The sequence below is a fragment of the Mycobacterium sp. 3-98 genome, from assembly GCF_035918355.1.
Taxonomy (GTDB): Bacteria; Actinomycetota; Actinomycetes; order Mycobacteriales; family Mycobacteriaceae; genus Mycobacterium; species Mycobacterium intracellulare.
This window is the reverse complement of sequence record NZ_CP142360.1, coordinates 2,528,910-2,548,952: the sequence shown is the minus strand read 5'-3', so window position 1 is coordinate 2,548,952 and position 20,043 is coordinate 2,528,910. Positions and strand designations below refer to the sequence as shown.

14 protein-coding genes and 1 pseudogene are annotated in these 20,043 nt (G+C 64.7%); 2 read left to right on the top strand and 13 right to left on the bottom strand.

Annotation, left to right across the window (positions count from 1 at the left end; all coding sequences use genetic code 11):
- Window positions 1-39: 39 nt before the first annotated feature.
- Both QGN30_RS12600 and QGN30_RS12595 read left to right on the top strand, forming a co-directional pair.
- The gene (locus QGN30_RS12600) at window positions 40-1,068 is read left to right on the top strand and encodes a methyltransferase type 11 (protein ID WP_248923133.1); all 1,029 of its coding nucleotides are present in this window, start codon (window positions 40-42) and stop codon (window positions 1,066-1,068) included.
- A 113-nt stretch (window positions 1,069-1,181) separates the two neighbouring features.
- Window positions 1,182-2,438, top strand: a complete 1,257-nt coding sequence (locus tag QGN30_RS12595; RefSeq protein WP_038536631.1) for a glycosyltransferase — start codon at window positions 1,182-1,184, stop codon at window positions 2,436-2,438.
- 7 nt (window positions 2,439-2,445) lie between these two features.
- Here QGN30_RS12595 and QGN30_RS12590 read toward each other — a convergent pair whose 3' ends face one another.
- The 13 genes and pseudogenes from QGN30_RS12590 to mutA form a co-directional block, all read right to left on the bottom strand.
- Window positions 2,446-3,225 (bottom strand): SDR family NAD(P)-dependent oxidoreductase, encoded by a 780-nt coding sequence (locus tag QGN30_RS12590; RefSeq protein WP_038536633.1) that lies wholly within the window; start codon window positions 3,223-3,225, stop codon window positions 2,446-2,448.
- Between the two features lie 95 nt (window positions 3,226-3,320).
- Window positions 3,321-4,124: a TylF/MycF/NovP-related O-methyltransferase gene (locus tag QGN30_RS12585; RefSeq protein WP_038536635.1), complete on the bottom strand. Its 804-nt coding sequence runs from the start codon at window positions 4,122-4,124 to the stop codon at window positions 3,321-3,323.
- A gap of 115 nt (window positions 4,125-4,239) precedes the next feature.
- Window positions 4,240-5,046 (bottom strand): TylF/MycF/NovP-related O-methyltransferase, encoded by an 807-nt coding sequence (locus tag QGN30_RS12580; protein WP_038536637.1) that lies wholly within the window; start codon window positions 5,044-5,046, stop codon window positions 4,240-4,242.
- 166 nt (window positions 5,047-5,212) lie between these two features.
- The gene (locus tag QGN30_RS12575) at window positions 5,213-6,499 is read right to left on the bottom strand and encodes a glycosyltransferase (RefSeq protein WP_051472950.1); all 1,287 of its coding nucleotides are present in this window, start codon (window positions 6,497-6,499) and stop codon (window positions 5,213-5,215) included.
- A gap of 364 nt (window positions 6,500-6,863) precedes the next feature.
- Window positions 6,864-8,132 (bottom strand): glycosyltransferase, encoded by a 1,269-nt coding sequence (locus QGN30_RS12570; RefSeq protein WP_038536640.1) that lies wholly within the window; start codon window positions 8,130-8,132, stop codon window positions 6,864-6,866.
- A 120-nt stretch (window positions 8,133-8,252) separates the two neighbouring features.
- Window positions 8,253-9,059 carry a TylF/MycF/NovP-related O-methyltransferase gene (locus QGN30_RS12565; RefSeq protein ID WP_038538692.1) on the bottom strand — a complete coding sequence of 269 codons (807 nt, stop codon included), beginning with the start codon at window positions 9,057-9,059 and terminating at the stop codon, window positions 8,253-8,255.
- 233 nt (window positions 9,060-9,292) lie between these two features.
- On the bottom strand, window positions 9,293-10,402 hold the full coding sequence (locus QGN30_RS12560; RefSeq protein WP_038536642.1) for an NAD-dependent epimerase/dehydratase family protein: 1,110 nt from the start codon (window positions 10,400-10,402) through the stop codon (window positions 9,293-9,295).
- A gap of 173 nt (window positions 10,403-10,575) precedes the next feature.
- Window positions 10,576-11,586: a sulfotransferase family protein gene (locus QGN30_RS12555; RefSeq protein WP_038536644.1), complete on the bottom strand. Its 1,011-nt coding sequence runs from the start codon at window positions 11,584-11,586 to the stop codon at window positions 10,576-10,578.
- 402 nt (window positions 11,587-11,988) lie between these two features.
- Window positions 11,989-13,122: an acyltransferase family protein gene (locus QGN30_RS12550; protein WP_248923134.1), complete on the bottom strand. Its 1,134-nt coding sequence runs from the start codon at window positions 13,120-13,122 to the stop codon at window positions 11,989-11,991.
- A 293-nt stretch (window positions 13,123-13,415) separates the two neighbouring features.
- Entirely contained in the window at window positions 13,416-14,702 is a 1,287-nt protein-coding gene (locus QGN30_RS12545) for a serine hydrolase domain-containing protein (RefSeq protein WP_038536646.1), read from the bottom strand.
- A 54-nt stretch (window positions 14,703-14,756) separates the two neighbouring features.
- A pseudogene (gene meaB / locus QGN30_RS12540) lies at window positions 14,757-15,739 on the bottom strand (methylmalonyl Co-A mutase-associated GTPase MeaB).
- Between the two features lie 76 nt (window positions 15,740-15,815).
- Window positions 15,816-18,065, bottom strand: coding sequence for a methylmalonyl-CoA mutase (gene scpA, locus QGN30_RS12535; protein WP_009953287.1), 2,250 nt, complete (start codon window positions 18,063-18,065; stop codon window positions 15,816-15,818).
- Window positions 18,066-18,071: 6 nt separating this feature from the next.
- The gene (gene mutA / locus QGN30_RS12530) at window positions 18,072-19,949 is read right to left on the bottom strand and encodes a methylmalonyl-CoA mutase small subunit (protein ID WP_038536648.1); all 1,878 of its coding nucleotides are present in this window, start codon (window positions 19,947-19,949) and stop codon (window positions 18,072-18,074) included.
- Window positions 19,950-20,043 lie beyond the last annotated feature (94 nt).

The window sequence follows — 20,043 nt, the reverse complement described above, 5'->3', positions numbered from 1 at the left end:
CGCAGCTGACCCTCCCGAGATCGCCGTAAGGATGGGACCGTGACAACGACACCCCCCGTGATCTTCATGATCTTCAACCGCCCAGATACCGCCAGGCGCGCCTTCGAGACGATCCGGGCCGCGAAACCCCCGCAGCTGCTCGTGATCGCCGACGGCCCGCGCGCGAGCAAGCCCGACGAAGCCGAGAAGTGCGAAGCAACACGCGCGATCATCGACGGAGTCGACTGGGACTGCGAAGTCCACAAAAATTTCGCCGATGCCAACATGGGGATCCGCGACCGCATTTCCACGGGCATAACGTGGGCATTCGAAATCGTCGATAGGGCGATAATCCTCGAGGACGACTGCGTGCCAGCCCCCTCCTTCTTCCCCTACTGCGCCGACCTCCTCGATCGCTACGAGCACGACGAGCGAGTCATGATGGTTTCTGGCAACAACCATCTGTTCGGACACGCCGAAATAGCGGACAGCTACTATTTTTCACGATATCCGCACTATTGGGGCTGGGCCACCTGGAGAAGAGCCTGGGCTCACTACGACATGAACATGACGCAATGGCCCGATATCAGAGATAGAAACCTTTTCGACCAATACTTTTCGAAGATGAGCGAGCGCTACTATTGGGAAGCCATCTTTGAAATGGTGTACCGCAACAAGGTCGATACCTGGGCCTGGCGGTGGGTGTACAGCATATGGGCCAACTCCGGCGTTTGCGCAGCTCCCGCCCGCAACCTAGTACACAATGTCGGCTTCGACGCGGACGCGACGCACACCCACACGAAGTGGGACCGGGTTTACTCGGAATTGGCTGCCCAGGAGCTCAGCCTGCCCCTCACCCACCCCGTGAGCGTCCTGGCGAATTTTGATCTGGACACCCTTGAAGCCAAACTGCGGGTTACCTACCATTCCACTGGCTTACTGTATGTGTGGAATCAGACCCAAGTGCTCAAGACGCTCTTCAGAAGGGTTAAGAGGCGCATTCAGAAGCGCGCGACGGCTCACCATGAAGTGTATTCGGCAAGGCGCCGGGCCAGTCGTGAACTTCCGGAGGCTCGTGAATTTGCCTAAAGCCGCGGACCAAACCGGTGTAGCTTCCACCATCGTGACCCCAGGGTGAGCCTTCGGGTCTTCGATAGCCTTGAGTCCGCCGGTGCACGACGACTGCAAGGCTGGGAGCAGTAATGAGATTTGCCCTGGCGAGTTACGGAACTCGCGGCGACATCGAGCCCTCCGCCGCGGTGGGCCGCGAGTTGGTGCGCCGAGGGCACGACGTCCGAGTGGCGGTGCCCCCGGAACTGGTTGGCTTCGTCGAGTCGACGGGTCTTGCGGCGGTCCCCTACGGCCCCAAGGTGCAGGAGTTTCTGGATGAGGAATTCCTGCGGAACATGTGGACGGACTTCTTCCGCAATCCCATCAGGCTCGTGCTCAAAGTCTGGGACCCGATCATCAAGTACTGGGAGGATGTGAGCGCGGCCTTGAAGTCGTTGGCGGACGGGGCCGACCTGCTTTCCACCGGCCTGAATTTCGAGCAGGCCGCCGCCAATGTCGCTGAGTACTACGATATTCCGTTGGCCTCCTTGCACCACTTCCCTATGCGAGCCAACGGCCAGCTGGTGCCGAGCGTCCCGGCCCCGTTGGTCCACTCGACGATGACGGCAATCGAGTGGCTGTTTTGGCGGGCGACGAAGAAGATTGACAACGCGCAACGCCGAGAACTCGGACTGCCCAAGGCAACACAGCGTTCGCAGCGACGTATCGCCGAACGCGGTTCGTTGGAAATCCAGGCCTACGACGCGGTATGCTTCCCCGGCCTGGCGGCGGAATGGGCGAAATGGGGCACCCGTCGTCCGTTCGTGGGCGCGCTGACCATGGAGTTGACGACCGACGCCGACGACGATGTCGCGTCGTGGATCGCCTCGGGGACACCGCCTGTTTGCTTCGGGTCCGGGAGCATACCGGTCGAATCCCCCACCGCCACCGTCGAAATGGTCAGCACGGCGTGCGCACAGCTCGGCGAGCGGGCGCTCATTTGCTTCGGGGGAACGGACTTCAGCGACGTGGCGCATGACGACCATGTCAAGGTCGTCGGGCCAGTCAACTACGCGACCATCTTTCCCGCCTGCCGCGCAGTCGTTCATCACGGCGGTTCGGGCACCACCGCCGCAAGCTTGCGTGCCGGAATCCCAACGCTGGCCCTGTGGAGTTCGGCCGACCAACCGTACTGGGCGGCGCAGATCAAGCGCCTGAAAGTCGGTGCCGCCCGGAGCTTTTCTACCACGACGCAAGAAACCCTGGTAACGGATTTGCGAACCATCCTCGCCCCGGACTACGCGACCAGAGCCCGCGAACTCTCCACCCGCATGACCAAGCCCGTCGAGAGCGTCGAGACCACCGCCGATCTCTTGGAAGACGCCGTACGCCGCAAAAGCCTTGGCTAGCTGAAGCTTAACGGCGGCCAGCGGGGGTGGAATTCACTCGGCTGGCGACCGCCTTGAGTGAATCCGGCAGAAGCCGCAAGGCCACACCGACGGTCTTGGTGGTCAGCGAGCCGCCGACGACCTTGCGGTCGCCGCGCATCATCGCCTCGAAGCCCTGCCTGGCAACCTCGGCCGGGTCATCCTTCGGTTTTTGCCCCGCACGTGTCTCGTCCATACCCGCGCGGTTGAAGAAATTGGTCTCGATGGTGCCGGGCAGCAGGGAGGTGATAGTGATTCCGGTATCACGCAATTCGTCCTGCAAGGCCCCGGCGAAGGACTGAACGAACGACTTGGATGCGTGATAAACGGCCTCGAAAGGTCCTGGCGCCATCGACGCCAGCGACGACGTGAGCAGCACCCTCCCCGCGCCGCTCCGGGTCATGTTGCGCAGCACGAGCTTGGCCAGGTGCACGGTCGAGCGCACATTGAGGTCGATGATGGACATATCGTGCGCCAGGTCGCCCTCGACGAAACTTCCCCCGCCGCCGATGCCGGCGTTCAGCGCGGCCGCGTCGATCGGACGATCACCCTCTGTGGCCTGCTGATAGAGCTTTTCGACGCCTTCCGGGGTACGTAGGTCAACCCGTACCGGCCGGACATCGACGCCCCACCGGGATAACGTGGTGGACGCTGGGTAGATGCCGTCGTTTTCGGCCGCCACCACCAGGTCATATCCCCGCTGGGCAAAGAGCTCCGCTAGCTCGAGACCAATTCCACTGGACGCGCCGGTGATCAATGCTAATGCCATAGCAGAGGCCTACCCGTGTGAAAGAACGTGAAACCCGACCGCTCGGCAACTCGAGGTTCAGCGCGCTAAAACCCTTGGGAGAAGGCCTGGTTCGCCTAGCGCGCCGGCTTGATGAGCAGGCCCTGGCCCGTGGGCAATGTGCAGATTTTCACACCCAGCTCGCCGGCAACCTCGTCCATGGCGGCGCGCTGCTCGTCGCGTCCCCGGTTGGCGTAGTCATCCAGCAGCACGAAGGCACCCGGGGTGAGCCGCGGCCAAAAGTACCGGAGCGCAGCGACTTCGGGGGGAGCACAGTTCATGTCGATGTGCAGGTACGCCACCGACGGCGCATCGACCTGCTCCAGCGTCTCGGGAACCGCGCCGACGATGATGCGCTGGTTTTTCCATTGCGCGAAATTGGCGCGGACGCTGTCAACGCCGTTCACGTACATGCCGTTGCGCAGATGCCCTTTGCTGGTCTCCAGCGCGCCCGCCCGCCGTTCGTTCTCGGTGACGAACCGCGGGTCGAGACCGGCGAAGGTGTCAAGCAAATAGAACGTCTTGCCCAGCCGATCCCAGTCGAGGTACTCCATGATGGCGCTGCTCAAGAACCCGTAACTGACGCCGCACTCGACGAAATCACCCTCGAGCTTGCTGGCACTGGCCGCCGCCCACAGCCCCACGTGCACGCGCCATTGCCACTGGTACCAATCCTCGTTGCCGAGGGAGCGGGCACCACGCTGGTAAGCGCGCTGGAATTCGGGATCATCGAGAAACGCGTGAAAGTTGTTGAACGTGATCAACGCGTCATTGGCGTAGACGTCGGGCAACAATGTGCGCGCGAGCCAGTATTCGGTGCGCACCCACCACATCCGCAGGCGGGTGCCGGTTGTCAGCCCTGGTGCCACGGCGGCAACCATAGCATCGGCACGTACCGCGTCCGGTGCAAACGGAATCGGTTCATCATGGTCGTGTTCCGCCCATCCTGCACCGGAGGGCAAATCGTTTCGTGCACCTAGAGTTTCAGCGATCTCTTTAGGACTTGCGCCACAGCACGCCGGTGCCGTCGATCTCGACGATCTCGTCGGTCACGCCATGCTTGTCGCGATAGTCGGTCACCGCCTGCGCGCACGCCTTGATCGCGTGGTAGTCGTCGACGATGCAAAAGCCTCCTGGCGACAACCGCGGGTAGAGCGCATCGAGCGCCTGAATTGTCGACTCGTAAAGATCTCCGTCAAGCCGCAACACGGCAATGCGATCGATCGGGGCGTCCTGCAGCGTGTCTTTAAACCAACCCGGAAGAAAACGTACCTGGTCGTCCAACAAACCGTAGCGCTCGAAGTTGGCCTTGACGTGCTCTTGCGGCACACCCAGGATGCGCGCGTGGCGATGCAGCCGGATTCCTTTATCCGCCTTGTAATTGACGGTGTCGGGGGGCGGCACTCCGGCGAACGAATCGCACAACCACACGGTTCGCTTCTCGTCTCCGTGGGCCGCCAGCACGGCACGCATCAAGATGGAGGCACCGCCGCGCCAGACGCCGCACTCGACCAGGTCGCCGGGGACATCGTCTTCAAGAACCTTCTCCACACAGTGCTGCAAACTGGTCAGCCGCTGCATACCAATCATCGTCAAGGCATCCGCCGGCCAGTCCAGGCCCAGGTCGCGCGCCTTTTTATTGAATGGCCGCTTGCGCACGAGCATCAGGTTGCGGGTACTGAACAGGGGACGCCCCAGGCGGTACAACCCCACAGGTACTAACTCGTCGCTGCCGTACCTGGTCAGATCGCGCCGAAGCAGGTCGAGGTATGCAAACCGCGTGTCGTGATCGGTGACGGCCAAGACTGCCCCTAACTCCGCTTGCCTGTATTTCCCGCGATCGAGCCTAGTCGTCGATCAGCCTAATTAACGCGTTTGCACTGTATCCACGAGCGTCGTTCGGCTGGTTAACTCCGCGCCGGGCGACGCTGCTTCGGTCGTTTTCACGGATGGTCACCGGCCGGTCAACTTAGTGGCTTCGCCCAGCTCGAACGCCGCCTGTGCACCGCCCCGAACGCGCGAAATTCTCCAGCAGGTCAACTGCGCGACCCGCGCTCTCGGCGGGCTTGCTCATCCGGGTCGCGAGCTCACGGGCGCGGGTGAGGTATTCCGGCGCAAGGATTTTCCGCAGGTCCGCAACCAACGATTCAGGCGTAGTAGCCGAAAAACGCCGAGCGGTACCCACCTTGAGTTGCTTGATGTGTGACCCCCAGAGTGGCTGGTCCCCGGCCGTCCACAGGATCAGCATGGGGACGCCCGCGCGCAGGCAGGCGGCCGTGGTGCCCGATCCACCGTGGTGCACGACCGCACGGCAGGCGGGAAAGATCTTGGTGTAGTTGACCACGCCGACGACCTTGACGTGCTCCGGGTGAGGAACGTCGCTGAAGTCACTCCAGCCGGAGCAGATCAACGCGCGCTCACCCAGCTCGGCACATGCCGCACCAATTATTTCGACCGTATCGGCCGGCGATTCGGCGACCGGCATGCTCCCGAAACCGAAGCAAATCGGCGGAGTGCCAGAGGCGATCCACGACAAAACGTCGTCGTCGGCGTCGGTCGTCAACTCCATCGTCAGGGAGCCCACGAAGGGCCGCTGGCCACCCCACTTCGACCATTCGTCGGCTAGTCCTGGGAAGCAAACATCGTCGTAGGCCTGGATTTCCAACGAGCCGCGTTCGGCGATCCGCCGCGGTGAAGCAACCGTGGCGGTAGGTAGGCCAAGCTCGCGTCGCTGCCTGTCCTCGGCCTTCTTGTTCATCCGCCAGCACATCCAGTCGTACATCGCCATGCCGTTACGGACCAACGGTGCCGGCAGTTTCGGAATCAGCTGGCCATTGGGACGCATCGGGATGTAATGCAGCGTGGCCATCGGAATGCCGTAATAGTCCGCGACGTTAATTGCCAAGTCCTGGTAAAGCTGTCCGGTGAATAGCAAATCCGCACCGGCCCCTACCGACATCAACGCGGAGCTCATTTCCTGCCAGTTCCTCAGCACAGGCTCCCAGGCTTCCCGGATCAAGGTAACCGGACCCCGGACGAAATTCTTGAAAAAGTTCCGTATGAACTCGTCGCTCCAAAAGTCGTGCATATCTGGCCCGTAGGCGATCGCCGGGAGTCCGGCCGCTTCGGCAAGTTCGACGAGATTGGGCGGCACGGCCATACGCACCGAATGGCCCCTCCGCATCAGTTCACGACCGATGGTGAGGCATGGCTCTATATCGCCACGCGTTCCATAGCTTGCCACAGCAAATTTCATCGCGCCCGTTACCTTAATCAATCCCCGACCGCGGGGGCAAGATTGATGACGGCGTTTCCACCCCGTAATCTGCGGCTCGCCATCCGCCCCGGGATTGAATCAGAGTCGCTGGTTGCGCTTGCTTCGCAACGGTTTTGCCTACCCGCGCCGCAAAGGGGTCGCCACACGATAGCGGCGTACTTGAGTGCGGCAAAGCCAACCTCATCGGCCTTCCCCCCGACCGTAGAACTTTGACGACCTTTGGGCGGTTTGGCTGAACCCGGCGTCGTCGCCCGATCTTGTGTCAGTGTGCCAGACGATCGATGTCGTGTCCTGGGAAATCGGTAAGTCAGCCCAGCACAGCTGCTGTAAAGCTCTTTGACGATCACGCATGAGTTCGCGAGTTCACGAAGTTCTCCACAACATCGGCGGCCTTCACAACGCTGTCGGCAGGTTTGGTCATCCGGGCGGCGATCGCGCGAGCGCGCCGCGCGTAATCCGGGGCGAGGATTTGGCTTAAATCCTTCACCAGTGATTCGCGATCGGCAGCCGAAAACCGCCGGGTAGTACCCACTTTCAGACGTTTGAGCTGCGCGCCCCAGATGGTCTGATTCGCGTCCATCGAGAGGATCAGCGTGGGAACGCCGGCACGCAGGCTGGCGGCAGTCGTTCCCGATCCGCCATGGTGAACGACGGCACGGCAGACGGGAAATATCGTCGCGTAATTTACCGGTCCCACCACCTTGACGTGATCGGCGATCCGGACGCCACCGAAGTCGCTCCTGCCGGCGCAGATCAATGCCCGCTCGCCCAGCTGCGTGCAGGCGGAAGTGATCATCTCGACCGTGTCGGCCGGAGACTCGACCGGCATGCTGCCGAAGCCGAAGCAGATCGGCGGTGTCCCGGCGTGAATCCAGGACATCACGTCGTCGTCGGCCTCGGTGGTCAGCTCCATCGTCAGCGTGCCGACAAAGGGCCGCAGACCGTCCCATTTCGCCCATTCGTCCGCCAGCCCGGGAAAACAGGCCTCGTCATAGGCCTGGATTTCCAGCGATCCGCGCTCGGCGATCCGCCGCGGTGACGGCGCTGTCGCCTTCGGCAGCCCCAGTTGGCGGCGCTGGGCGTCCTCGACCTTTTTGTTCAGGCGCCAGCAATACCAGTCGAACGCCGTCATCGCCGAGCGGGCCAACGGCGGCGGCAGGATCGAAACCACCTGGCCGTTGGGACGCATCGGGACGTGATGCAGTGTCGCCAGCGGAAGGTCGTAATACTCCGCGACATTGGCGGCGGGCTCCTGATAGCTCTGGCCGGCGAACAGCAGGTCAGCCCCGTCGGCCAGCGACATCAGCGCGGTATTCATCTGCGCCCAACACTGGTCGCTGAGATCCCACATCTGGCGCCACATGCCGCGCATCTCCTGCACCTTCCAAAATCCGCGGAAGAACGAGGTCCAGAAGTTGCGGTAGACATCAAGCCATGTCTGCGAGTCCAGTCCGTAAGGGACCGCGGTCAGCCCAGCCGCCTCCGTGAAGCTCACCGAGTCGGGCGGGACCGCCATGACCATGTCGTGTCCCCTGCGCTGCAGTTCACGGGCGACGACCACGGAGGGCTCGATGTCGCCACGCGTTCCATAGCTGGCCAGCACACATTTCATCGCGATTCCAAGCCCTTCGGTTGCGCCATCACAGGGATGCACCGATCACTCTAAATATCGACGATCTCCACAGCGCCGGTTTGCGCGAGTACACCGGCTACGAATTGCGGTCGGCAGCTGTCACGGCTTGCGCCACAGCACGCCGGTGCCGTCGATTTCCTCGATCTCTGCGGTGACGTCGTGCGCCGTGCGATAGTCGCCCACAGCCTGCCGGCACGCGTCGATGGCGTGGTAGTCGTCGATGATGCAGAACCCTCCGGACGACAGTCGCGGGTAGAGGGCATCGAGCGCCTGGATCGTCGATTCATAGAGGTCACCGTCGAGGCGCAACACGGAAATGCGATCGATCGGTGCACCCTGCAGGGTGTCTTTGAACCAGCCCGGAATGAAACGAACCCGGTCGTCGAGCAATCCATAGCGCTCGAAATTCGACCTGACCTGCTCTTGAGGCACCGCGAGCACGCCTGCGGCGCGATGCAGGTTGATGCCTTTGTCCGCTTCGTAATGCGCGATGTCCGGGGGTGGCACCCCTTCGAACGAATCACACAACCACACGGACCGCTTCTCGTCCCCGTAGGCCGACAACACGGCGCGCATCAGAATGGACGCGCCACCGCGCCACACACCGCACTCGACAAGATCGCCGGGAATGTCCTGCTCCAAAACCGTCTCGACGCAGTGCTGCAAACTAGTCAGCCGCTGCATACCGATCATCGTCAGGGCATCCGCCGGCCAATCTAGGCCCAACTTGCGCGCCTTCTCGTTGAACGGACGCTTGCGCACGAGCAGATAGTTGCGGGTATTGAAAAGCGCACGTCCGAAGCGTTGCCAGCCGACCGGAACCAACTCGTCACTGCCGTACCGGGTGAGGTTGCGTCGCAGCAGGTCAAGATACGCCGACCGGGTATCAATGAACGAAGATCGCATGTCACGATCGGCCACGGTCAAGGTTGCCCCCTGTTCAGATGAAGTTCTGGCGTGATGACCTCGACATCGTCGAAGCCGTCAATGCGTTCGCATTGGTCCGACAAGCTCGACCGACGGCCTCCTTCACCCGCCCCGCGCCCAACGGCTGCCCCGTACCTACCGGGGAGTAGCAACCATCATAGGCGTTAATAAGCACTGCCCCCGCTTCTAGCAGTCACGCCAGACTCGACTTCTCAGAGGCGTCCCGCCTGTTCAACGGCCGGACGGCCCGATTGGTTCGATCCGGCCGCGGCTTCGGGCCGATCACCGATCCAGTCGAGCAGCGCGCGCAGGCCGTCGTCCAGCGTCCACTTCGGATGCCAACCGAGTTCGTTGATCGCCGGCTCGATGTCGCAACTTGCGGCGCGTACGTCGCCGTCGCGGAATTTCGGTACGACGGTTGGTTGTGGGGCGCCGCACAGCGCGGCGATCTTGTTGGCCAGCTCGTGGATGGTGGTGGCCTGACCGGACCCGATGTCGAGACAGCGCGGCTGGGTTGCCGGGCGCTCGACCGCCGCGAACAAGGCGTCGATGACAGCGTCGATGTAGACGAAATCGCGCACGATGCGGCCGTCTTCGTATACCTCCAACGCGAGCCCTTGGCGAGCTAACCGCGCGAAGAGGGCGACGATTCCGGTATACGAGTTGGTCAGCGACTGCCCGGGGCCGTAGACGTTCTGCAGACGCAGCACGCTGAGGTTGGTGTCGTGCGCGGAGGTCCAGGCGGCCAACAGGTGTTCCTGCGCGAGCTTGGTCGCCGCGTACACGTTGGTGGGCCGCGGCTCGGTGCGGTCGGCGCGGCTGGGCAGCGGCAACGCCTGCTCGCCCGCGGGGCCTTGCGGATCCCAGCGGCCCGCGACGAGCTGCGCGTGGCTGCGTGGTGGCGGGTAGAAGATGTGCGGGCCGGATTGCCACGAGCCCTCGCCGTACACCGCCCTCGACGACGCCAGGACGAGTTGGTCGGGCACCAGTCCCGAGCGGCTCAAGGCGTCGAGGAGCTGGGTGGTGCCGACGACGTTCACCGAGCCGTGCCGCGTCGCCTCGGACAGCGATTGCGCGGTTCCCGTCTCGGCGGCCAGGTGGACGACTTGGGACGGGCGGAACAATCGCAGCACCGCGTCGAAGTCGGGCGCGTGCGTGACGTCGCCGGTGAACAACCGCACCGACGGCGGCAACTCGATCGGCCGATCTCCCCCGTGCACCTGCGGATGCAGCACGTCCATCACGGCGACGTCGTATCCGGCCTCGATGAGACGACGTGCCAGCGCCGACCCGATGAATCCCGCCCCGCCGGTGATGAGCACGGACGCTGACACGAATCGACGCCTCCCTTTTGCGATGCTGAAGAAAATGTGCGATCGGCACATTTCGCCGAGTTCGCGGTCCGGTCGATCATATCGGGGACTTACCGCGGCATCAGACGATTCAGGTTAGCGGATCGTCGACACGCCAGGCCGAACCGAACGCGCGAAAGGCGCTACGCCCAAGTCCCCCTGTGCCGGTGGGCCATTGCGACGACCTCCATCACCGGCCTCGCGATGGCCGGACGGAAAAGCCGGAACAGCATGCTGTTGGACAAGCCGTGAAAGTCCTCGTACGCCTTTCGGAAATCACGCTCGCTGGCGCGGTAAGACTCGAAAACGCGGTCCAACGCTGACATGTCCATCGGGTCGTCCTGCGCGGCCTCACGAAGCGCTTCATAGACGGTGGAAATCCAATTGGCGCCGAAAAGATCCGTCACCGCGCCACAGTGCCGCTGCCGATGCAAGCCTGGCGTGAGGAACCCCTCGATGGCATCCTCGTCCTGAGTATGCAGGTCGATCTGCAACTCCGTGGAGATTCGCTTCACTTCCCGACGCCAGTCATCGAGCAGGTTCGCGTAGTCGACGAATACCCGTGGTACGCCGCGTGAATTCCGTTCGGCCAGGATGTTGCATTTCAACCACAGGGCGCTCGCGAGCGCGGGCGAAACACGCCAGGACTTCGCAATCGACGAAATGACCTCCTGCGGATGACGTACGGCGATCACCGAGGCGACGTCGAACCCGGCCCTGCGTGCCGCCTCGAACCACAGGTCGGACAGTGTCGTGATCCTAGGTTCTTTGATCACAACCAGCGGCGCCGCCGGCAACGTCGACAAATACTCCGCGACTTTGCCGATGCGAGCTTTGTTTTGTTTGGCGGGCGCATCGTCGTCTAGAAAGCGAAGCGAGGGGTCGTACCAATTGGTCCCCAGACGGCGCAGGATCGTTTCATTGAGCGAGATGGCCGCTCGCGGTTCCCAATACCCGAGCGGGTTGTTGGCGTCGGCGCCCAGCATCGCGGCCGGCAGCGTGCCACCGCACAGCGAGAGTACCCGGGTGAGCGCCGAGGTTCCCGACCGTTGCGGTCCCAGTACGAAAAGCGCGACCGGACGCTTTCCGGCGCCGAGGGCGTCGGAGGAAGCAACAGTATGTACGACGGGCTTGGTCATCCGGCCCAATCTCATCGCGAATCGAACCTTTCACTGGTCTCCGGTGTGGCACACGCGCTATCAACGCGCGCAGCAACCGTTCGAAATCGGCGCGGTCGTGCACACTACGATGTCAGGGAGCTAAATCCCAGCCTGCTCAACAACTTTGGCAAGGAAAAGACGACGCCCTCCTCCTGCGGAATCAGGCTCGACTTTTGACCGGCAACTTCTGCCCCCCCGGTGAGAACCATCGAATCATTGCGCCCGTTAAAGACTGTAGCCGGGCAGAAGGATCAAGACCTCGCTTTTGCGAAACTGTTTTGCTTACTTGACGTTTGATCGCGCCGCTCGTTGCGATCTCAACGTGGCCTGCCCACGACGGGCGCTGTTGACTGCGATGTCGCGCGCGTCGCGCCACGTCCGGGAATTCATCAGCGGCTATTCGCCCGAGACGGTGCCCATGGCCGGCTGCGCCTCAGCGACCACGCTGCCCGATTCGCGCCGTCTGCGCTTGAACCGAGCTTTGAGTGAAAGCGCACGCTTTTCGACCAGGAACCAGCTCATTGCGGCCAGCGGCAGGGTGGCCGCGGCGGCAACGACCGTGAACAAAAGCGGATGCAAGAACCCCAGGCCGCAGATGACCAGCAACTGCTGCATCGGCCATGCGTAGATGTAGACGCCGTACGAGAGGTCCGTGCGCAAGCGCAAACGCTCGTTGTGGATCAGAGCACCGGAAACAACGACCGCGTACGCCAGCGGAATGGCGGCGAGCACCCGGTAATTGGGAACGAACAAACCGGCCGCCACGACGATGCCCGCGCTCAGGGCGACGAGTGACCAACGTGCGGGAACCATGTCCTGGAACTGGTGCAGCAGCGCCCCCGCGGCGAACACAAGGGCGAAGCGCGTGATCATCTGGGCGATGTTTTCGACCGCGCCAATCGGGTAAGAAGCCAGCGCCGCAGCCACCAGAAACACTGCGAACACCACGGGGGCGGGCCACCGGCGCTTGAGGAGACCGGCGACGCCGGCAATGGCAATGGCGATGTAGCAAAAGAATTCGAAGATCAGGGTCCACAGCACCCCGTCCCACACGCCCGGGAACGGCACATTGCGCGGCGTTCCATCGATGCTGGCGTGATACACGTTCAGTACGGCGTTGTTCAACACGTACTCGATCGGCGCGGGAGACAGGAGCAGCTTGGCGGGCGAACCTCCTTGGATCACCACTCCGATCGGGGCGATGACGAAGGCGACCACGATCAGACAGACCCAGAGCCCCGGAAAAATGCGAAGAACCCGGGCGACGAAGTATTCGCGCAGCCGGGGGTTGCGCACCCAGCTCGCGGTGATGAGAAAGCCTGATATCACGAAGAATCCGTCGACCCATACCTGGGTCAGCAGCTGCTCGATTGGGGGGTAGATCTTGCGTCCGGTGAGCGGCCAAGAGTGTTGCAGGATGACGCCCGATGCCAGCACCAACCGCCAAACGTTCAGTGCGTTATTTCTGGTATCGAATATTTGCACGAGCCTCGGACTCACAGTCCTCGGCTCCTTTGTGCTCGCGCTCATCTCGACGATTCCTATGCGTTCAGCCAGGCGAACTGAGGTCGCCCGGTTCCCGGGTGCCAATGGCGCTGTCCAGCCATCACCGGACCCGCAAACTCAGGGTCGCAGACCGGCGTTCCCCAGCATTGCAACGGGCCTGCGCAGGCACGGACGGGTCAAACATCCGGACAGATTACATCCCCAGCAAATCAGAGGTAGCCGAACCTCATCTTCCCAGGGTCCCGCCGATTTGAGCTTGCGCCCATTTATGTTTGTGGCGCCCCGTGCAACGCGGACCTCATACCGTCCGCGCGCTTTCAGCCCGCGACGGCCCCCGGCTCGCAGAACGGCGCCCCGAACTCGGTGACCGGGCGGAATCCGCGTTTGCGGGCCTTGTCCGCGGCCCTGCGGATCAGCGCATAGATCCCGACGAACGCCGCGTGGTCACTCATCACGAGCGGCGTCAGCAGACGGTTGTGCACCAGCGCGAACGCCACCCCCGAGGCCGGGTCGGCCCATCCGACCGAACCGCCCATCCCGACGTGACCGAAGCCGGGCATCACGCCGCCGATCGGCAGACTGTGATAACCGAGGTGGAATGCCAACGGCACGTAGATGTTTCGGTCCGGCCGCAGGCTGCGCTCGCCCGTCAGGCCTGCCGTCAGGTCGTGGGAGAGGAATCGGATGCCGTCGACCTCGCCACCGTTGGCGATGGCGCCGTACATCCGCGCCAGGCCGCGCGCCGTGGCCACACCGTTGGCCGCCGGGATCTCGGCGTCGAGCAGCGGGGTGTCGCCCTGCACCGCCGCGACCATGCCCGGGAAATAGATCGACCGGAAGCCGCCGGAGAGCTCGTTGGCGACCTTGCGGGAGACGTAGTTGACGAGCGAACTGCCCAGCAGGTTCTGCGGCGCGACGATCTCGGCCACCCGCGTCGGGCATCCGGCCGGCGGCCGGCCCAGGTACAGGCCGTCGACGCCCAGCGGCTCGGCCAGTTCCTCGCGAATCAGCCTGCGCATCCCTTTACCGGTCACCGCCCGGCCCAGACCCGACATTAGCCAGCCGAAGGTCAGCGCGTGGTATGCGGATTTGCCGAACAGCCGCCCCGGAGCCGCCGCCGCCAGCCGCTCCTCCATCACCACGTGATCGAGGAGGTCTTCCTTGGTGGCGCCGCGCAGCCCCGAGAGGCCGGCCTGGTGGCTCATCACCTGGCGCACGGTCATGTCGGCCTTGCCGTTGGCGGCGAACTCGCGCCAATACTCGGCGACCGGGGCGTCGTAGTCGATCAGCCCCCGGTCAGCGAGCCGGTGGATGACGGTGGCGGCCATTCCCTTGGTCGCGGAGAACACCATCGGGGCGGTGTTCTCCGACCACGGCCGCTGCCCGCTCCGGTCGGCAAACCCCGTCCAGACGTCCACGACGGGCTGGCCGTCCACATAGACGGCCAACGCCCCGCCACCGAACCGGCGGGCGGGAAACATGCTGGAAAAGCTACGAACGACGCACCCGAAGTGTGAGTCCGCCGCGCCGGACACACGGTGACCTGCGTCAAGGTCATCGTGGACACGGACCGCGCGGCGATTGACTCGGCTATCCACCGTCACACTTTTGAATTTACTTGGATTACACACCGGGCAGGAGCGAAACCCCCCGATTATTTACCTATCCGTTAGCCAGACGCGGCCGTCAATATTTGCTGGGCGGCCAGGGCCGGAGTTAGCTCCCCCGCCTTGACCTTCCGCTCGACGTCGGCCCGGATCTTGCGCACCGCCGGGTTGGAGGCCAGCCGGTCCAGCACCGTGTCGCGCACCATCTGCCAGGTCCAGTCGACCAGCTGGCCGCGGCGGCGCGCCTCGAACTCCCCCGCCTCGCTGAGCACCTCACGATGGCGTTCGACGGTCTCCCACAGTTCGTCCAGTCCGGTCCCCTCCGCAGCGCTCATCGTGAGAACGGGCGGGCGCCAAAGGGTTTCGCGCGGATATATCAGCCTGATCGCCCCGGACAGCTCGCGGGCCGCCGACCGCGCCTCGGGCAGGTGATTCCCGTCGGCCTTGTTCACTACCACGATGTCGGCCAGCTCCAGCACGCCCTTTTTGATGCCTTGCAGCTGGTCGCCCCCGCGCGCCAGGGTCAGCAACACGAAGGTGTCGACCATGTTGGCCACGGCCACCTCGGACTGCCCGACGCCGACGGTCTCGATCAGGACCACGTCGAACCCGGCGGCCTCCAGCAGCACCGATGTTTCGCGGGTGGCCTTGGCCACCCCGCCGAGGGTGCCCGACGTGGGCGACGGCCGAATGTATGCATCCGGGTGCATCGCCAGGCGCGCCATCCGTGTTTTGTCACCGAGGATCGAGCCGCCGGTGCGCGTCGACGACGGGTCGACGGCCAACACCGCGACGCGATGGCCCAGTTCGATCAGGTGCATGCCGAGGGCCTCGATAGTGGTGGACTTGCCCACCCCGGGAATCCCGGTGATCCCCACCCGGTGCGCCTTGCCCGAGTCCGGCGTCAGCTCCAACAGCAGCCGCTGCGCCTTCTCCTGATGGTCCTTGCGGGTGGACTCCAGCAGGGTGATGGCGCGCGGCAACGCCGCGCGGTCACCGCTGCGGACCGCCTTGGCCAGCTGCTCTGGGTTCATTTCCACACCGCGAGACCGCAACTGGCGACGCATTTCCCGAGTAACCCTGTCGGTAGTTGCCGTCTCGCGCGCATCATTAGAGGTCGTAACCCAGCCGCTCGGCGAGCTTGTGCAGCAAGCCGATTGCGGCGTCGGCGATCACCGTGCCGGGCGGGAAGATGGCGGCGGCCCCGGCCTCGTACAGCTCGTCGAAATCGCCGGGCGGGATAACGCCGCCCACCACCACCATGATGTCGGGGCGCCCCACCTCTTTGAGCGCGTCGCGCAGCGCCGGCACCAGCGTCAGGTGACCGGCGGCCAGCGAGGACACCCCCACCACGTGCACGTCGTTGTCGGCGGCCTGGCGGGCCACCTCCTCGGGCGTGGAGAACAGCGATCCGACGTCCACGTCGAAGCCGATGTCGGCGAACGCCGTCGCGATCACCTTCTGGCCCCGGTCGTGGCCGTCCTGCCCCATCTTGGCCACCAGGATCCTGGGGCGGCGGCCGTCGGCCTCGGCGAACTTCTCGACCAGTTCGGTTGCGCTGGCCATGTTTCCGGCCTTTCCAGCTTCGTCGCGGTAGACGCCGGCGATGGTACGGATCTCCGCCTGGTGACGGCCATAGACCTTCTCCAGCGCGTCGGAGATCTCGCCGACGGTGGCCTTGGCGCGGGCCGCGTCGATGGCCAGCGCCAACAGGTTGTTGCCCAGCCCGTCCTCACCCGCACGACCGTGCGCGGCCGCGGCGCGTGACAACTCGGCGAGCGCGGCGTCGACGGCCTGCTGGTCGCGGCTTTCCCGCAGCTCCTTGAGCTTGGCCAGCTGCTCGGCGCGCACCCGGCTGTTCTCGACCTTGAGGACCTCGACCTCCTGGTCCTCCTCGACCTGGTACTTGTTGATCCCGATCACCGGCTGGATCCCGGAGTCGATGCGGGCCTGCGTGCGCGCGGCCGCCTCCTCGATGCGCAGCTTGGGGATCCCGTCGCTGATGGCCTGGGCCATGCCGCCGTGCTCGGCGACCTCGGCGATGTGGGCGCGGGCCTTCTGCGCGAGCTGATGGGTCAGCCATTCCACGTAATACGAGCCCGCCCACGGGTCGATGGGCCGCGTGGTGCCCGACTCCTGCTGCAGCACCAGCTGGGTGTTGCGGGCGATGCGGGCCGAGAAGTCGGTGGGCAACGCCAGCGCCTCGTCCAGCGCGTTGGTGTGCAGCGACTGCGTGTGCCCCTGGGTGGCGGCCATCGCCTCGATGCAGGTACGCGCGACGTTGTTGAAGGCGTCCTGCGCGGTCAGCGACCAGCCCGAGGTCTGCGAATGTGTGCGCAGCGACAGCGATTTGGCGCTCTTTGGGTCGAACTGGGAGACCAGCTCGCTCCACAACAGCCGGCCCGCCCGCAGCTTGGCGACCTCCATGAAGAAGTTCATCCCGATGCCCCAGAAGAAGGACAACCGCGGCGCGAACTTGTCGATGTCCAGCTCGGCGTCCAGGCCGGCCTTGATGTAGTCCACCCCGTCGGCCAGGGTGTAGGCCAGCTCCAAATCCGCTGTGGCACCGGCCTCCTGGATGTGGTACCCGGATATCGAGATGGAGTTGAACTTCGGCATCTTGGCGCTGGTGTAGGCGAAGATGTCGGAGATGATGCGCATCGACGGCTTGGGCGGATAGATGTAGGTGTTGCGCACCATGAACTCTTTGAGGATGTCGTTCTGGATGGTGCCGGCCAGCTTCTCCGGCGGGACACCCTGCTCCTCGGCGGCCACCACGTACAGCGCCAGGATCGGCAGCACCGCGCCGTTCATGGTCATCGACACCGACACCGTCGACAGGTCGATGCCGTCGAACAGCTGCCGCATGTCGAGGATGGAATCGATTGCCACACCGGCCATTCCGACGTCACCCTGCACGCGCGGGTGATCCGAGTCGTAGCCGCGGTGGGTGGCCAGGTCGAACGCCACCGACAGGCCCTTCTGTCCGGCCGCCAGGTTGCGGCGGTAGAAGGCGTTGGATTCGGCGGCGGTGGAGAACCCGGCGTACTGCCGAATCGTCCACGGCTGGTTGACATACATCGTCGGGTACGGCCCGCGTACGAACGGCGGTTCGCCGGGGAAGCTGTGCAGCGGATAGCCGTCGGCCTCGACCGCGGCGCGGTCGGCGGCGATGTAGACCGGTTTGACGTCGATGTCTTCCGGTGTGTGCCATTGCAGTTGGTCGGGCGTGTACCAGTGCGCGGCCGCGGCCGCGGCGACGTGTTCTTCGACGGCGGCTTCGGTCGCCGGTTTTATGGTCCGTTCGCTGTGCAGCGGCACATCGGCGAAGCTGCCGACAGCAGGTGCAGTGGTCGTCATAACTGGCTACGCCCCCAGCCTCGTGAGCAGATCCGACAGTGCTTCGACCGCATTGATTTTCGCGGTCAGGAATTGGTCCGGTTGGTGCTCGGCGTCGGCCACGGCCTTTTCCGGTCCGGCCAGATAAACCCGGTCGATGCCGGCGGCGCGCGCCGCCTGCACGACGCCGGACGCCTCGTCCTGGTAGCGTTTGTCGGTGCCGCAGATGACCGCCACCGTTGGCGTCCCCGCCTCAGCCACCGCCGCCGCGACGCCGGCGGCGTCGACGGTTCCGGGGTTGACCGCCTCGATGCCCCCGGAGGCCAACAGGTTCGACGCGAAGGTTGCCCGAATGTTGTTCTCGGCCAACGGGCCCAGCGGCAGCAACAACGCCTGGGGGCGCGAGCCGGTGCGGGCCACGAAGGCGTCGGAGCGGTCGCGCAGCGCTTCGAACTCCGCGGCGTAACGCACCAGCTTCCCGGCGGCGAGCGGCGAATACGACGAGTCGCTTTGCGGCAGCGGCGGTTCGGTGAGGTTCGGGAACTCGTTGACACCCGTGATCGCCGTGCGGCGGTGCGCGATGTCGTCGCTGCGGCGGGCCGCGATCTCGCCGATCTGGGCGGCGATGAAATCGACGGCCTCGGTGAATCCGCCGTGCGCCTCGATCGCCTGGAAGTGCTGCCAGGCCTGTTCGGCCAGCCGGGCGGTGAGGTCCTCGACGAACCAAGACCCGCCGGCCGGGTCCAGCACGCGACCTACGTGCGACTCCTCGAGCAGCAGCAGCTGGGTGTTGCGGGCGATTCGCCGCGCGAAACTGGTTGCGGTGCCCGGGAATCCCCCGTCGATCGCCACGTCGAAGGGGAACACCAGCAGCGAGTCCGCGCCGCCGACGCCGGCACCGAAGGCGGCCAGGGTGCAGCGCAGCATGTTCACCCAGGGGTCGCGCTGCGTCATCATCGGCAGCGAGGTCTCGGCGTGGATGACGGCCGCACCGGCGTCCGGATCGCCGACGACCTCGGCGACCCGCGCCCACAGGTTGCGTGCGGCGCGGAACTTGGCGATCGTCATGAACTGGTCGTCGTCGGCGGCGAACCGGAAGCTGATCTGGCGCAACGCCTGGCCGATCGGCATCCCCGCCTCGGTGAGCACCCGCAGGTAACTCACCGCGGCCGCGACACCGGCGGCCAGCTCCCAGGTCGCGTTGGCGCCCAGATTGTGGAACGCGGGTCCGTCGACGGTGATCGCCCGCACGCCGGTGTGCTCGGCGGCCCGCTTGGCGACGGCGACCACGTCCTCGATCTTCGGGGCGGCACGCTCACTGAGCGCCGCGGTCAGCGGGTCGCCGCCGAGGTCGATCGACACGGTGGCGCGCTGGTCGGGTTCCACCCCCTCGGCCAGCGCCAGCGCCACGTCGCTGGCCGCCGCGTAGTCGGCGCCGGCTTCGAGGATCAGCGGCGCCATGCTCAGGTAGACGCCCTGCAGCGCGTCGGCCAGCTGGCCGGGCGCCATGCCCGACTCCCCGATCCGCAGCACTAGGGCGCTGGCCCCGTTGCCGAGCGCGTCGAGCACCGCGGAGTTGACGTCGGCCGCCGCGACGCCGGGCACCGGGGTGGCCGGGAACGCCTCGGCGACCCGCCAGCCGGTCTTGACGTCGCGCAGCGCGTCGCCGCCTCGCACGTAGGGCCACTCGCCCGGCAGCGGCGGTTCGGGAAGCTCGTCGAGCGCGGTGTAGAGCGCGCGAATCGCGATCCCGTCGTACGTCGGGGTCTCCAGCAGGCGCTCCGGCGCGTCCCCCAACTGCTCGGGGTCCTTCCGGGTGCTCTTGGCCAGCACTCCGGCGACCGCACTGCGCCAACGCCCGCGAACCTGTTCTAGGCCGGCGAGCTCGGGTACATCAATGGACACCGATTGCTCCCTTTTCCCAGCATTTGGGCTACAGCTTTGGGGATACCACTTAGCTATTGAGGCTAATTGATGGGAGCTCTCCGCTAAAAACCGC

Coding starts and splice junctions, on each gene's coding strand:
- QGN30_RS12570 (WP_038536640.1), bottom strand. CDS start 8,132: ATGAAATGTGTGCTGGCCAGCTATGGAACGCGTGGCGACATCGAGCCC.
- QGN30_RS12585 (WP_038536635.1), bottom strand. CDS start 4,124: ATGGTTGCCGCCGTGGCACCAGGGCTGACAACCGGCACCCGCCTGCGG.
- QGN30_RS12565 (WP_038538692.1), bottom strand. CDS start 9,059: ATGCGATCTTCGTTCATTGATACCCGGTCGGCGTATCTTGACCTGCTG.
- QGN30_RS12575 (WP_051472950.1), bottom strand. CDS start 6,499: ATGAAATTTGCTGTGGCAAGCTATGGAACGCGTGGCGATATAGAGCCA.
- scpA (WP_009953287.1), bottom strand. CDS start 18,065: ATGACGACCACTGCACCTGCTGTCGGCAGCTTCGCCGATGTGCCGCTG.
- QGN30_RS12595 (WP_038536631.1), top strand. CDS start 1,182: ATGAGATTTGCCCTGGCGAGTTACGGAACTCGCGGCGACATCGAGCCC.
- QGN30_RS12590 (WP_038536633.1), bottom strand. CDS start 3,225: ATGGCATTAGCATTGATCACCGGCGCGTCCAGTGGAATTGGTCTCGAG.
- QGN30_RS12555 (WP_038536644.1), bottom strand. CDS start 11,586: ATGAGATTGGGCCGGATGACCAAGCCCGTCGTACATACTGTTGCTTCC.
- QGN30_RS12550 (WP_248923134.1), bottom strand. CDS start 13,122: ATGAGCGCGAGCACAAAGGAGCCGAGGACTGTGAGTCCGAGGCTCGTG.